We start from the raw sequence: 12,366 nt of genomic DNA on the forward strand, positions 1-12,366 counted from the left end.
GTGATTCCTATCTTGGGGCGGTCAGCCCGCCAGCTGAAGCCGGAGTTCGGAGAGACGCGACGCGATACTTCCATCGATGACGTCGTCACCGATCTGTACGCGCAATCCGCCGATGATCGAGGGGTCGACGACCTGGTTGATCCGGAGGTCGCCGTAGGTGGCGCTGAGCACCGAGCGTAGGCGCTCGGCCTGAGAGTCTGGCAGCGGAGTCGCGGCGAAGACCGTTGCGATGGCCTGGCCGTGCTGCGATGCCACGATGCGCGCGGCGGCACGGAGCGACTCCCGGATGCTGCGACCGCGGGGCTGCTCGACGAGCTGGCGCGCGATGGCGACCGTCTCCTTCGACGCACGGCCGCCGAGCAGACGCTCGACCAGCGCGGTCTTGGACTCGCTCGTCGCCAGCTTGCTGCGCAGTGCGAGCTCGAGCTGCGCGTCGGAGGTCACGGCGCCTCCGAAGGTGAACAGCTGAGCCACGATGTCGACGGACCGCGGTGTGGAGGAGGCGATCGCGCGGATCCCCAGCTCCTCGATCGCGGCGAGCATGTCGTTCTGGCTGGACCAGCGCTGTGCGGCGATGGCGCCGAGCAGCGTGACGGCCGGCTCGGAGAGCGACCGGAACACGCGCTGCACCAGCGTGGACTTCGCGTCGGATGCGGCCGTGGGGTCGCTGAGGACGGCTCGGAGCTGGGCGGAGTCGGCGACGACTCGTCCTGCGGCGAACAGGTCCTCAGCCGTCGCCAGATCGGCCTTGGATCCCAGGTCGGCGAGTGCCGACACGGACCGGGCCAATGCTTCTCTGGTGGCGCTTCCCATCAGTTGCCCGATCCTGCCTTCTGCTCGTCCGCCTCGAGGTCCGCCAGGAAGCGGTCGACGATGGCCTGGGCGCGCTTGTCCTCGTCGAGGGCCTCGCGCACGACGGTCGACGCGAGGTCGATCGCGAGCGAGCCGACCTCTCCGCGCAGCTGCACGAGTGCCGTCTGACGCTCGGCTTCGAGCTGGGCCTGGGCCTGGGCGGTCACGCGGGCCGCCTCGGTCGCGGCGGCCTCGCGGGCCTCCGCGACGATCTTCTGACCGTCGGAACGAGCGGTCTCGCGGATCTTCCCTGCCTCTGCGCGAGCATCGGCGAGCTGGGCTGTGTACTCCTCCAGCAGGGCCTCGGCCTTGCGCTGGGCCTCGTCGGCCTTCTCGATGTTGCCCTCGATCGCCTCTGCGCGCTCATCCAGCAGCTTCTTCATGCGCGGAAGCACGAGCTTCCAGAAGAAGAACAGGATGACGATGAAGCAGATCAGCGCACCGATGACGTCCGGCCACTCAGGGATGAGCGGGTTGTGCTGCGCCTCCGCGGCTGCGATCACCACACTCTTGAGCATGGTTCCTCCTTACTGAGAGAGAAAAGAGGACTCAGACGAAGATGAAGTAGGTAGCGATACCGATGAAGGCGAGCGCCTCGGTGAACGCGATACCGATGTACATCAGAACCTGGAGACGGCCGGCCAGCTCAGGCTGACGGGCGACGCCCTCGATGGTCTTGCCGACGACGATGCCCACGCCGATGGCCGGGCCGATGGCGGCGAGGCCGTAACCGACGGTGGCGATGTTGCCGTTGATTGCAGCGATGTCCACTGTGTGTTTCCTTCCGTGATGGCGATCCGTGCGAGTGCGCGGATCGTTCTTAGTGTTCCTCGGCGACTGCCAGCTGAATGTAGACAGCGGTGAGCAGTGCGAAGACGTAGGCCTGCAGGACTGCGACCAGGATCTCGAAGAGCGAGAAAGCGAAGCCGAAGGCGAAGGTTCCGATGCCGAAGAGCGCCCACCAGCTCCCCGCGGTGAAGAAGAAGAACGCGGTCGCGCCGAAGAACAGGACGAGCAGCAGGTGCCCGACGACCATGTTCATCAGGAGTCGGAGCGTCAGCGTGATCGGCCGCAGGACGAACGTCGAGATGAACTCGATCGGCGTCACGATGATGTAGAGCGGCCACGGCACGCCGGGCGGGAACAGCGCATTCTTGAAGAAGTTCTTCGGGCTCTTCTTGACGCCGGCGTAGATGAACGTGACGTACGCGATGATCGCGAGCAGCAGGGGAACCGCGATCACCGACGTGCCCGCGATGTTCAGGAACGGAATGATGCCGGTGAGGTTGAAGAACAGCACCATGAAGAAGAACGTGGTGAGCAGCGGCAGGAAGCGGTGGCCGTCCTTCTTGCCGAGCAGGTCTTCCGCGATGTTGACCCGGACGAAGTCGAGACCCATCTCGACGACCGACTGGAAACGGCCGGGGATGAGGCGCATGCGCCGCGTGCCGAGCCAGAAGATCAGGAGCAGCACGATCGTCGCGATGAAGCGGACGACGATGATGCGGTTGAACTCGAGGCCACCGATGGTGAACAGGGTCGGGGGGAAGAACTCGTTGATCGAGGGGCCATGGAAGCTTCCATCATCGGAGCTTGCGGCCTGGACCAGCAGGTTCACAGCGTTAGCTAACAGCGCTATCTCCTGTTTCGGGGCGTCGAGCTCTTGGCTCTCGCGACGACGAACGGTGGCACACCCTGCACTTCTCGCACTTCATGTGTTCTGAAGGCGAACGGGTGGGGGATCACTGACAACTCTACAAGAGTTTTCAGCCCATAACGAATTGGCTACGGGTCAGCGCTTCTCACCCGGAAGGGTGACGTCGCTGACGTACGGGACACGGGACCGGAACACCACGATCATGTCGACGACGAGCGATCCGATCACTCCCGCGATGAGGCTCAGGAACAGCACCACCGGGTTGATCCACGGCTGGTCGCGCAGCAGGATCGCGAGCACCAGGAACAGCACGAACTTGACGATCCAGCCGCCCAGGACGATGCCGAAGAACAGCCCGACGAAGAGGTCGGAGGCGATGAACCGGTTGGCGATCAGGATGCTGAGCGCAGTGATCGACAGGAAGACGGCGGCCATGGCCGTGCCGATGAGCGCACTCGTGACGCCGACCCATCCGGCGAAGAGGCCGCCCAGCAGCATCCCGATGATCGCGATGGCACCGGCCAGGATCAGCCCGTACTTGAGGACGTCGCGCAGGACCGGCGTCGAGGTCGGCTGGGCGGCTTGCCGCGCCGGGGTGGCGCCAGGCTGGTCTGTCATCGGGACTCCTCGGTGAGGGCGGGGGCGGTGGTGGCGTGACGCTCGCTGGCTTCATCGAGCTGGTCGAAGCGCGCCGTCTCGGCGGCCTCCGGGCTGCCCGCCGGCGCGAGCTCGGCCACGGCCTCGTTCGCCTTCCGGCGGCTGAGCGGGGCGAGCGTGAAGGCGGTGCAGACGACCAGGCCGATCGAGACGAAGACGATGGCCATCCAGTACGGGTCGAAGAAGAACAGCAGGCAGCCGATCGACAGCACGGCCGTCCACGCGTAGAAGATCAGCACGGCGTGCAGGTGGGTGTGCCCCATGTCGAGGAGGCGGTGGTGCAGGTGCTTCCGGTCCGCGCTGAACGGCGACTTGCCGGCGCGCAGGCGCCGGATGACCGCTAGGCCGAAGTCGAGCAACGGCACGACCAGCACGGCGAACGGCAGGATGATCGGAATGAACGCGGGCACCAGTGAGGACTTGCCGAGGGTCTGCAGCGCCTCCGGGTTGATGGTCCCCGTCACCGAAATCGCCGAGGTCGCCATGAGCAGCCCGATCAGCAGCGCGCCGGCGTCGCCCATGAACATCTTCGCGGGGTGCCAGTTGAGCGGCAGGAAGCCGGCGCACGCGCCGACCAGGATGGCCGCGATCACGCCGGCCAGGCTGAAGTAGTTCTGCGGGCTGATCTCGCGCTGCAGCAGGTACGTGTAGACGAGGAAGGTGCCGTTGGCGATGAGCGCGACGCCGGCGACCAGACCATCCAGCCCGTCGATGAAGTTGATCGCATTCATCACGAGGACGATCGCGAACAGCGTGATGATGATCGACATCACCGGCGATCCGACGGTCAGGCCGCCGATCGGCAGGGAGTAGATCTGCACGCCCAGCCAGGCGACGAGTCCGGCGGCCACGAACTGGCCGGCGAGCTTCGTCATCCAGTCGAGGTCCCAGATGTCGTCGGCGACCCCGATCACGACGATGAGCAGGGATGCGCCCAGGATCGCGAGGATCGGCCCCTGGTCCGAGAAGATCAGGCCGAGGACACCGAACTGACTCGACAGCAGCCAGGAGACCCCGAAGGCGACGAGGATGCCGAGGAACATGGCCACCCCGCCCAGTCGCGGCGTCGGGCGGGTGTGCACGTCGCGCGACCGGATCTTCGGGTACAGCCGGTACCGCATGGCCAGCTTGTAGACGACGAACGACATCCCGAACGTGATGACCGCCGAGATCAGGGCGAGGGCGAGGAGGAGGGTCACGGCTCAGGCGTCCGAGGGGACGGCGAGGGCGTCGCCGACGACCTCCCGCAGCTGCTCGAAGGAGACGACGCCCTGGCGCAGGATGCGCAGGCCCCCGGCGCCCGCGGCGAGCGCGGTCGCATCCACGATCGTCGACGAGGAGTCTTTGCCCTCGAGGCGCTCGTAGCCGGTTCCGGCCTCTCCCCCGTCCAGGTAGACCGAGATCGAGTCGCCGAGCATGGCCTCGGCCTCAGCGGCGGTGCGTGCGGCCGGGCGGCCGGTCAGATTGGCGGACGACACGGCGAGCGGTCCGGTCTCCGACAGGAGTTCCAGCGCGATCGTGTCCTGCGGCATGCGGAGCGCGACCGTACCCTTGGTCTCCCCCAGGTCCCACACCAGCGACGGCGATGCCGGGAGCACGATGGTCAGACCGCCGGGCCAGAACGCCTTCACCAGCGCATCCACCTCATCCGGCACCCGCTCGGCGAGCGCCGCGAGCGTCGGGATGCCGGGAACCAGCACAGGCGGCGGCGACTGGCGACCGCGTCCCTTCGCATCGAGCAGACGCTGGACCGCCGCAGGGTTGAAGGCGTCGGCTGCGACACCGTACACGGTGTCGGTGGGGATGACGACGAGTTCGCCGCGTCCGATCGCCGCCCGGGCGAGACGCATTCCGGTGAGCAGTTCGGAGTCGACCGAGCAGTCGTAGATGGGTGCCATGACGGCTCAATGATAGCCGGGGACGCGACGCCCAGACTGGGAGGACGATACTGGACGCGATGGATGTCTACTTCTTCGACTGCGACAAGACGCTCTACGACTACGACTTCCACAAGCGGCTGCCCAAGCTGGCGGAGTTGGGCGGGGTGAGCCAGTACCGGCTCGCCTCGTCGTGGTGGGCGGGTGGTTTCGAGCGCGCTGCGGAGATCGGGGAGTACTCCACGAGCGAGGAGTATCTGGCGGCGTTCGCCGAAGTCACCGGCGCCCGGCTGACCCTCGGCGAGTGGCAGGCGGCGCGGAAAGCGGCGATGACGCCGATCCCCGGCGCCATCTCGGCGCTGCGCGAGGCGGCGACCCTCGGGACGGTGTCTCTGCTGTCGAACAACCCCATCCCCTTCAAGGACTCGCTGCCCGAACTGACGCCCGAGATCGTGGACGTGCTCGGCGGCAACGACCTGGTGTCGGCGGTGCTGGGCGCCCGAAAGCCCGAGCGCCGCATCTACACGCGCGCGCTCGGGCGTTTCGGGGTCCGGCCGGAGGACGCCATCCTGTTCGACGACTCGGTCGCGAACGTGGAGGGTGCCCGAGCCTGCGGGATGCAGGCCCACCACTTCACGAAGCGCGACGACGGCACCTTCGACACCGAGGCCCTCCTCGACGCCGTGCACGCCTTCGCCGCCCGCCCGCGCTGACCTGAACCCCAGCCCCCACCATCGAGTCCTCAAAAAGTGCACGTGGATACGGCGTGTCGCGTGCACTTTGTGAGGACTCGATGGTGGGGGGTCGGGGGTGAGCGGGGCGGGGGTAAGCGGCGGCCGGCGGAGCGGCGGAACAGCCAGGCGGCCCAGACGTAGGCGGCCGCCACGATGAGGGCGCACCAGCCGAGCGCCCACCACAGGTCCGTGCCGGGGTCGCGCCCGAACAGGAACGCGCGGATGGTCTCGATGATCGGCGTGATCGGCTGATTCTCGGCCACCCACTGCAGCCAGCCCGGCATCGTGTCGGTCGGCACGAACGCGCTGGACAGGTAGGGCAGGAAGAGCAGCGCGAAACCGTAGCCGCTCGCCGCCGTCGGGCTCTTGGCGGCCAGGCCGATCCCGGCGTAGAGCCACGTGATCGCGAGGATGAACAACGCGACGATGCCGAGAGCACCCAACCACTGCAGCAGGTTCGCGGTGGGCCGGAAGCCGACCAGCAGGGCCACGGCGATGACGACACCGGAGGCGAGCAGGTTGCGCAGCAGACTGGCGACCACGTGCCCGGTGATCACGCCGCGGGACCGCAACGGCATGGTTCGGAACCGGTCGACGATGCCGTCGCTCATGTCGCGGGCGACATCCACCGCCGTGCTGGACGCGCCGAAGCCAGCGCAGAGCAGGATGATGCCCGGGACGACGTACTGCACGTACCCGCCCTCCGCATCCAGCGCTCCCCCGAACACGAACGTGAAGAGCAGCATGAGCATGACGGGCAGGACGATCGCCATGGTGAGCGCCTCGACGTCGCGCAGGGAGTGGCGGATGCTGCGGCCGACGAAGACGCGGGCGCTGGCGAGCGGCGTGACCGGCCGCTCCGGGCGAACGGGGATACCGGCGGACGGGATGTTCACGGCGGTCATCGGACGGCCTCCTTCTCGAATGTGGGAGCGGTGCTGGTGCTGGATGCTTGCCCGGTCAGGGCGAGGAACGCGTCGTCGAGCGACGGCTTGCGGATGCCGATGGAGCCGCCGGTCACGCCGAGCGCGTCCAGCTCGTCGATCGCGGTGCGGAGCGCATCCACGCTTCCGTCGGTCGGCAGTTCGCGGACGATGTCGCCGTGTGCATCCCGCAGCTCGACGACCTCGCCGCCGACCTGCGCCTTGAGTTCCGCAGCGGTACCTTCGGCGACGATCACCCCGCGGTCGAGCACCGCGATCCGGTCGGCCAGCTGGTCGGCCTCCTCGAGGTACTGCGTGGTGAGCAGGATGGTGGTGCCGCGACGTGCGAGGTCCTGGATGATGTCCCACAGCGTCAGCCTGCTGCGGGTGTCGAGGCCGGTGGTCGGCTCGTCCAGGAAGATGACGGGCGGTGTGGCGACGAGGCTGAGCGCGAGGTCGAGCCGGCGCCGCATCCCACCGGAGTAGGTCGTCACCCGTTTGCGCGCGGCGCCGCCGAGGTCGAAGCGGTCGATCAGCTCCGACGCCCGGCGCTTCGCCTGCCCGGCCGTGAAGCCGGAGAGCCGCGCCATCATGCGCAGGTTCTCCTCTGCCGTCAGCACGCCGTCCACGGCGGCCGCCTGGCCGGTGACGCTGATCGACCGCCGGATGCCGTCCGGGTCGGTCGCCAGGTCGTGGCCGGCCACCGACACCGCGCCCGCATCGGGCTGCACGAGGGTGGACAGGATGGTGATGAGCGTGGTCTTGCCCGCACCGTTGGGTCCGAGCAGCGCGAACACGCTGCCGGCCTCCACGTGGAGGTCGATGCCGTCGAGGACGGTCTGTGCGCCGTATGACTTGCGCACCCCCGCCATTTCGATCGCTGGTCCGGTCATGGGAATCCTTTCGACTGTGTGTCACGTAAACTGTTTATGTCGTATACGGTTGTTTAAGTGGTACACAGTTCTAGGATGGGTGTCAACACCCCCGCAGCAGAAAGGCTCGAACATGGCCGACGACGTCGAGGAGGCGCTCCCCCGCGCCGTCGCCCTCAGCTGGGGCGTGGCCGAGCATCCGCAGCGCGGACCGAAACGCGAGCTCAGCATCGAACGGATAGTTGACACGGCGATCGAACTGGCGGACGCCGAGGGCTTGGGCGCCGTGTCGATGAGCCGCATTGCGAGCGAGCTCGGCTTCACGACGATGTCGCTGTACCGCTACGTCACCAGCAAAGACGACGTGCTCGCGCTGATGCAGGATGCGGTGTGCGAGGTGCCCATCCCGCCGGATGACGCCCTGGTCGGCGCCGACGCCGCCGAGAAGGACTGGCGGGAGGGGCTGCGGCGCTGGTCCATGGCGACGATCGAGGTGATGCGCGCGCACCCCTGGTTTCCCGACATCCCGATCAGCGGCATCCCGTTGATGCCCAACAACCTCACGGTTCTCGACTGGGGACTGCGCGAGATGCGCGACCTGCCCCTGTCCGACGCGGAGAAGATGTCGACGGCGCTCCTGCTGTCGTCGTACGCACGTGCCGTCGGCGTCGTCGAGCGCGACATCACCCGGTCACGGCAGGCCGACGGGCCGCCGGCCTACGGGGAGGCGTTCACGGCGGCGCTCGCCGAGCTGGTCACTCCGGAGCGCTTCCCCGACCTGGCGCCGCTGGTGTCCTCAGGCACCTACGCCGATGCCGACGGCGGCGAGCAGGACGACTTCGCCTACGGTCTGGACCGCATCCTGGACGGGATCGAACGCTACGTGGCGCAGAAGGGCGGCGCGACGCCCGTCACCGCGGCGCCGCTGCCCGAGCCGGTGCCCCGAGACAAGGCGGTCCGCGAGGCCACGAAGGCGCGCCGCGAGGCCGAGTCGAAGCTCCGCGACGCCCGCAAGCGCGAGCGTGAGGCGATCGCCCGCGCCCGCGAGCGCACCGCCCGTCAGATGTAGATCGCCGGGTCGAGCCAGTCGTCGCCGGGGATCTGCTCGTGGCCGGAACGCGGCCGCGGATGCGCGGGGACACCGACCAGCAACGATTCCGGTGGCGCGTCCCTGGTGACCACCGCGTTCGCCCCGATCACCGAGTGGGCGCCGATCGTGATCGCGCCGAGCACCTTCGCGCCGGCACCGACCACGACGCCGTCCTCGACCGTGGGATGCCGCTTGCCGTGACCGCTGCCCCGGCCGCCGAGCGTCACTCCGTGGTAGAGCATCACGTCGTCACCGACCCAGGTCGTCTCGCCGATCACCACGCCCATCCCGTGATCGATGAAGAAACGTCGGCCGATCCGGGCGCCGGGGTGGATCTCGATTCCGGTGAGGAACCGCGTCAGCTGCGACAGGAAGCGCGCCGGCGTGCGGAGTCCCGCCCGCCACAGGCGGTGGGCCACGCGGTACGACCACACCGCGTGCAGCCCCGAGTAGGCGACCGCCACCTCGAACCCGCTGCGCGCGGCAGGGTCATGCCGGCGCGCGTTCCTGATGTCCTCGCGCGCCCCGAAGATCGGCACTCGCTCAGTCCAGGAGGTCGGCCCAGAGCGGCGTGGAGATGTAGCGCTCGCCCGTGTCGCAGACGACCGCGACGATCGTCTTGCCCGCGTTCTCCGGGCGCTTCGCCAGCTGCAGCGCCGCCCAGACGATCGCACCGGACGAGATGCCGGCCAGGATGCCCTCCTCGCTCGCCAGCTTCTTGGCGACGTCGAGCGCATCCTCGAACGAGACGTCGACGACCTCGTCGTACACGGTGGTGTCGAGGATCTCCGGCACGAAGTTCGCCCCCATGCCCTGGATCTTGTGCGGGCCGGGCTTGCCGCCGTTCAGGATGGGCGAGTCGAGCGGCTCGACGGCGATCACCTTCACCTCGGGCTTGCGCTCCTTGAGCACCTGGCCGACGCCCGTGATGGTGCCGCCGGTGCCGATGCCGGAGACGAAGATGTCGACGCCGCCGTCGGTGTCCTCCCAGATCTCCTCAGCGGTGGTCGCGCGGTGGATGGCGGGGTTCGCCTCGTTGGCGAACTGCTTCGCCCAGATCGCGTTCTCGGTGCTCTCGACGATCTCCTGCGCCTTCTCGACCGCTCCGCGCATCCCGTCGGGGCCGGGGGTCAGCACGATCTGCGCGCCGAACGCCCGCAGCAGCACCCGCCGCTCCTTGCTCATGGTCTCCGGCATCGCCAGGATGACCTTGTAGCCGCGCGCCGCACCCACCAGGGCGAGCGCGATGCCGGTGTTGCCGCTGGTGGCCTCGACGATCGTGCCGCCCGGGCGCAGAGCGCCCGCCTTCTCGGCGGCGTCGATGATGGCGACACCGATGCGGTCCTTCACACTGCCGCCCGGGTTGTAGAACTCCAGCTTCCCCAAAACGGTCGCGTCGAGGCCCTCGGTGAGGCTGTTGAGCCGCACGAGGGGCGTCCGACCGACGGCCTCGGTGATGTTGTCGTAGATGTGTCCGGACATGGGCCTCTTCCTCGTGGGGATGGATGGTGTCGGGGGGATCGCGTCACCACTCTAGACGGCGGAGCGAGACGGTTAACGTATGTGACGAACGGTAGGCTCGTCGGGCGATGACCCCCGAAGCCTCCCCTCCCCCCGCCACCACCGTCCGTGCCCTCCGGGAGGACGCTGTCGCCGCGCTCGCACGTGCCGGCGTGCCGGACCCCGAGGTGGATGCCGAGCTGCTGATCGGGTACGTCCTGGGTCAGAGCCGGGGGCGCGTCCAGGCCCTGGTCGTCATGGACGCGGAGGTCGCGGCCGACGACGTCGAGCGGGTGAGCGCGGTGGTGGAACGACGCGCGGCGCGCGAGCCGCTGCAGCACATCACCGGCCGGGCGCCGTTCCGTTCACTCGAGCTCGCTGTCGGGCCGGGCGTCTTCGTGCCGCGACCCGAGACGGAGCAGGTGGCGCAGTTCGCGATCGACGCACTCCGGGCCGTCCCGTCGGCCGAGCCGACCGCCGTCGACCTGGGGACCGGGAGCGGCGCCATCGCCCTGGCCCTCGCCACCGAGGTGCCGCATGCGCGCGTGTACGCCGTGGAGAACTCCCCCGAAGCGTTCATCTGGACCCGGCGCAACGTGGACCAGGTGGGGGCCGCCAACATCACCGCGGTCTTCATCGACCTCGCCGACGCGCTCCCCGAGCTCGACGGCACCGCCGACGTCGTGATCTCGAACCCGCCATATGTTCCGGATGACGCGATCCCGCGCGACCCGGAGGTGCGGCTGCACGACCCGCACGCCGCCCTCTACGGCGGCCCGGACGGGCTGGATGTGGTGCGCACGATCTCCCGCGTCGCCTGGCGCCTCCTGCACCCCGGCGGTACCCTCGTGCTGGAGCACGGCGAGCTGCAGGGCGCCGCGATCCGCGACCTCCTCACCGCCGACGGCTGGCGTGCCGCCGCCACCCACCGCGACCTCACCACGCGCGACCGGGCCACGACCGCCCTCCGCTAGACCCGCTCCCCCACAATCGCTTCCTCGGTTAATCCGGGATTCGACCGCGTGTCGGCGGATTAAGCGAGGAAGCGATGGTTGAGGGGTGGTCAGTCGTTGGCCAGGTCGGCCAGGCGGGATTCTTCGTCTGTGAGGATGTTCGACTCGATGACGGGGCCGAGGGCGCCGTTCATGACGGCGTCGAGGTTGTAGGCCTTGTAGCCGGTTCGGTGGTCGGCGATCCGGTTCTCCGGGAAGTTGTAGGTGCGGATGCGCTCCGAGCGGTCCATCGTGCGGATCTGCCCCTTGCGGAACACGGCGGCCTCCGCGTCCGCCTCCTCCTGCTGCCGGGCGAGCAGCCTTGCGCGCAGCACGCGCATCCCCGCCTCACGGTTCTGCAGCTGGCTCTTCTCGTTCTGCATCGACACGACGATGCCGGTCGGCACGTGCGTGATGCGCACGGCCGAGTCCGTCGTGTTCACCGACTGACCGCCAGGGCCGGACGACCGGAACACGTCGATCTTGAGGTCGTTCGGGTTGAGGTCGACCTCCTCCGGCTCATCCACCTCGGGGAAGACGAGCACACCGGCGGCGGACGTGTGGATGCGGCCCTGCGACTCGGTCGCCGGCACGCGCTGCACGCGGTGCACTCCGCCCTCGTACTTCAGGTGCGCCCAGACGCCCTCCGCCGGGTCGCTCGAGTTGCCCTTGAAGGCGACCTGGACATCCTTGATGCCGCCCAGGTCACTGGACGTCTGCTCGATGATCTCGGCCTTCCAGCGCTTGGAGTCGGCGTAGTGCAGGTACATGCGCAGCAGGTCGCCCGCGAACAGTGCGGACTCCGCCCCGCCCTCGCCCATCTTGATCTCCATGATGACGTCGCGGCTGTCGTTGGGGTCGCGCGGGATGAGCAGCCGGCGCAGCTTCTCGGCGGTCTCGGTCACGCTCTCCTCGAGTCCAGGGATCTCCTCGGCGAAGGCGGCGTCCTCCGTTGCCAGCTCGCGAGCCGCGTCCAGGTCGTCCGACAGCTCCTTCCACTCGTTGTAGGAGGCCACGATGCGCGACAGCTCGGCGTAGCGCCGGTTCACCCGCTTGGAGCGGACCGGGTCGCTGTGCAGGTCGGGGTCCGACAGCTGGCGCTGCAGGTCGTCGTGCTCGGCGATGAGCGTGTTCACCGATTCGAACATGGGGCTTCCTTCTGGAGTGTCGGTTCCGGGATCGCAAAAGCGCCCGCCCGCCGCGCTCAGAGCA

At 68.5% G+C, this 12,366-nt stretch carries 15 protein-coding genes; 3 read left to right on the top strand and 12 right to left on the bottom strand.

From position 1 onward, the window contains the following. Positions 1 to 21: 21 nt before the first annotated feature. The 7 genes from AB4079_RS18555 to AB4079_RS18585 form a co-directional block, all read right to left on the bottom strand. Positions 22 to 813 (bottom strand): F0F1 ATP synthase subunit delta, encoded by a 792-nt coding sequence (locus AB4079_RS18555; RefSeq protein WP_441788811.1) that lies wholly within the window; start codon positions 811 to 813, stop codon positions 22 to 24. Then, on the bottom strand, positions 813 to 1,370 hold the full coding sequence (locus tag AB4079_RS18560; protein WP_441788812.1) for a F0F1 ATP synthase subunit B: 558 nt from the start codon (positions 1,368 to 1,370) through the stop codon (positions 813 to 815). Before AB4079_RS18560 ends, AB4079_RS18555 begins: the two co-directional genes overlap by 1 nt. 31 nt (positions 1,371 to 1,401) lie before the next feature. After that, entirely contained in the window at positions 1,402 to 1,623 is a 222-nt protein-coding gene (atpE, locus tag AB4079_RS18565; RefSeq protein WP_064111451.1) for an ATP synthase F0 subunit C, read from the bottom strand. Between the two features lie 49 nt (positions 1,624 to 1,672). Beyond that, positions 1,673 to 2,470: a F0F1 ATP synthase subunit A gene (atpB, locus tag AB4079_RS18570; RefSeq protein ID WP_441788813.1), complete on the bottom strand. Its 798-nt coding sequence runs from the start codon at positions 2,468 to 2,470 to the stop codon at positions 1,673 to 1,675. A 174-nt stretch (positions 2,471 to 2,644) separates the two neighbouring features. Beyond that, positions 2,645 to 3,127: a hypothetical protein gene (locus AB4079_RS18575; RefSeq protein ID WP_441788814.1), complete on the bottom strand. Its 483-nt coding sequence runs from the start codon at positions 3,125 to 3,127 to the stop codon at positions 2,645 to 2,647. Further along, positions 3,124 to 4,365 carry an MraY family glycosyltransferase gene (locus tag AB4079_RS18580; RefSeq protein ID WP_441788815.1) on the bottom strand — a complete coding sequence of 414 codons (1,242 nt, stop codon included), beginning with the start codon at positions 4,363 to 4,365 and terminating at the stop codon, positions 3,124 to 3,126. The genes AB4079_RS18575 and AB4079_RS18580 overlap by 4 nt, the downstream gene beginning before the upstream one ends. 3 nt (positions 4,366 to 4,368) lie before the next feature. Further along, entirely contained in the window at positions 4,369 to 5,064 is a 696-nt protein-coding gene (locus tag AB4079_RS18585) for an L-threonylcarbamoyladenylate synthase (RefSeq protein ID WP_441788816.1), read from the bottom strand. 59 nt (positions 5,065 to 5,123) lie between these two features. Here AB4079_RS18585 and AB4079_RS18590 point away from each other — a divergent pair, with 59 nt between their 5' ends. Beyond that, complete coding sequence (locus AB4079_RS18590) at positions 5,124 to 5,756, top strand: HAD family hydrolase (protein ID WP_441788817.1); 633 nt, start codon at positions 5,124 to 5,126, stop codon at positions 5,754 to 5,756. 29 nt (positions 5,757 to 5,785) lie between these two features. Here AB4079_RS18590 and AB4079_RS18595 read toward each other — a convergent pair whose 3' ends face one another. Next, on the bottom strand, positions 5,786 to 6,682 hold the full coding sequence (locus AB4079_RS18595) for an ABC transporter permease (protein ID WP_441788818.1): 897 nt from the start codon (positions 6,680 to 6,682) through the stop codon (positions 5,786 to 5,788). Then, positions 6,679 to 7,593 (bottom strand): ATP-binding cassette domain-containing protein, encoded by a 915-nt coding sequence (locus AB4079_RS18600; RefSeq protein WP_441788819.1) that lies wholly within the window; start codon positions 7,591 to 7,593, stop codon positions 6,679 to 6,681. The genes AB4079_RS18595 and AB4079_RS18600 overlap by 4 nt, the downstream gene beginning before the upstream one ends. Before the next feature lie 112 nt (positions 7,594 to 7,705). Here AB4079_RS18600 and AB4079_RS18605 point away from each other — a divergent pair, with 112 nt between their 5' ends. Continuing rightward, a complete protein-coding gene (locus tag AB4079_RS18605) occupies positions 7,706 to 8,641 on the top strand; it encodes a TetR/AcrR family transcriptional regulator (protein ID WP_441788820.1) in 936 nt (311 codons plus the stop codon). Here AB4079_RS18605 and epsC read toward each other — a convergent pair. Together epsC and cysK are read right to left on the bottom strand one after the other, a co-directional pair. Then, the gene (epsC, locus tag AB4079_RS18610) at positions 8,632 to 9,201 is read right to left on the bottom strand and encodes a serine O-acetyltransferase EpsC (protein ID WP_441788821.1); all 570 of its coding nucleotides are present in this window, start codon (positions 9,199 to 9,201) and stop codon (positions 8,632 to 8,634) included. The genes AB4079_RS18605 and epsC overlap by 10 nt on opposite strands. Positions 9,202 to 9,205: 4 nt before the next feature. Beyond that, entirely contained in the window at positions 9,206 to 10,144 is a 939-nt protein-coding gene (gene cysK / locus AB4079_RS18615) for a cysteine synthase A (RefSeq protein ID WP_441788822.1), read from the bottom strand. Between the two features lie 107 nt (positions 10,145 to 10,251). Here cysK and prmC point away from each other — a divergent pair, with 107 nt between their 5' ends. After that, a complete protein-coding gene (gene prmC, locus AB4079_RS18620) occupies positions 10,252 to 11,136 on the top strand; it encodes a peptide chain release factor N(5)-glutamine methyltransferase (protein WP_441788823.1) in 885 nt (294 codons plus the stop codon). An 89-nt stretch (positions 11,137 to 11,225) separates the two neighbouring features. Here prmC and prfA read toward each other — a convergent pair whose 3' ends face one another. After that, entirely contained in the window at positions 11,226 to 12,302 is a 1,077-nt protein-coding gene (prfA, locus tag AB4079_RS18625) for a peptide chain release factor 1 (protein WP_441788824.1), read from the bottom strand. Positions 12,303 to 12,366 lie beyond the last annotated feature (64 nt).

It is taken from the genome of Leifsonia sp. 2MCAF36, from assembly GCF_052115525.1.
Taxonomy (GTDB): Bacteria; Actinomycetota; Actinomycetes; order Actinomycetales; family Microbacteriaceae; genus Leifsonia.

What these genes read in the sequence shown, in the direction of transcription:
- AB4079_RS18555 (WP_441788811.1), bottom strand. Translation starts at nt 813, where the DNA reads ATGGGAAGCGCCACCAGAGAAGCATTGGCCCGGTCCGTGTCGGCACTC.
- AB4079_RS18560 (WP_441788812.1), bottom strand. Translation starts at nt 1,370, where the DNA reads ATGCTCAAGAGTGTGGTGATCGCAGCCGCGGAGGCGCAGCACAACCCG.
- AB4079_RS18575 (WP_441788814.1), bottom strand. Translation starts at nt 3,127, where the DNA reads ATGACAGACCAGCCTGGCGCCACCCCGGCGCGGCAAGCCGCCCAGCCG.
- AB4079_RS18585 (WP_441788816.1), bottom strand. Translation starts at nt 5,064, where the DNA reads ATGGCACCCATCTACGACTGCTCGGTCGACTCCGAACTGCTCACCGGA.
- AB4079_RS18590 (WP_441788817.1), top strand. Translation starts at nt 5,124, where the DNA reads ATGGATGTCTACTTCTTCGACTGCGACAAGACGCTCTACGACTACGAC.
- AB4079_RS18595 (WP_441788818.1), bottom strand. Translation starts at nt 6,682, where the DNA reads ATGACCGCCGTGAACATCCCGTCCGCCGGTATCCCCGTTCGCCCGGAG.
- AB4079_RS18600 (WP_441788819.1), bottom strand. Translation starts at nt 7,593, where the DNA reads ATGACCGGACCAGCGATCGAAATGGCGGGGGTGCGCAAGTCATACGGC.
- AB4079_RS18605 (WP_441788820.1), top strand. Translation starts at nt 7,706, where the DNA reads ATGGCCGACGACGTCGAGGAGGCGCTCCCCCGCGCCGTCGCCCTCAGC.
- cysK (WP_441788822.1), bottom strand. Translation starts at nt 10,144, where the DNA reads ATGTCCGGACACATCTACGACAACATCACCGAGGCCGTCGGTCGGACG.
- prmC (WP_441788823.1), top strand. Translation starts at nt 10,252, where the DNA reads ATGACCCCCGAAGCCTCCCCTCCCCCCGCCACCACCGTCCGTGCCCTC.
- prfA (WP_441788824.1), bottom strand. Translation starts at nt 12,302, where the DNA reads ATGTTCGAATCGGTGAACACGCTCATCGCCGAGCACGACGACCTGCAG.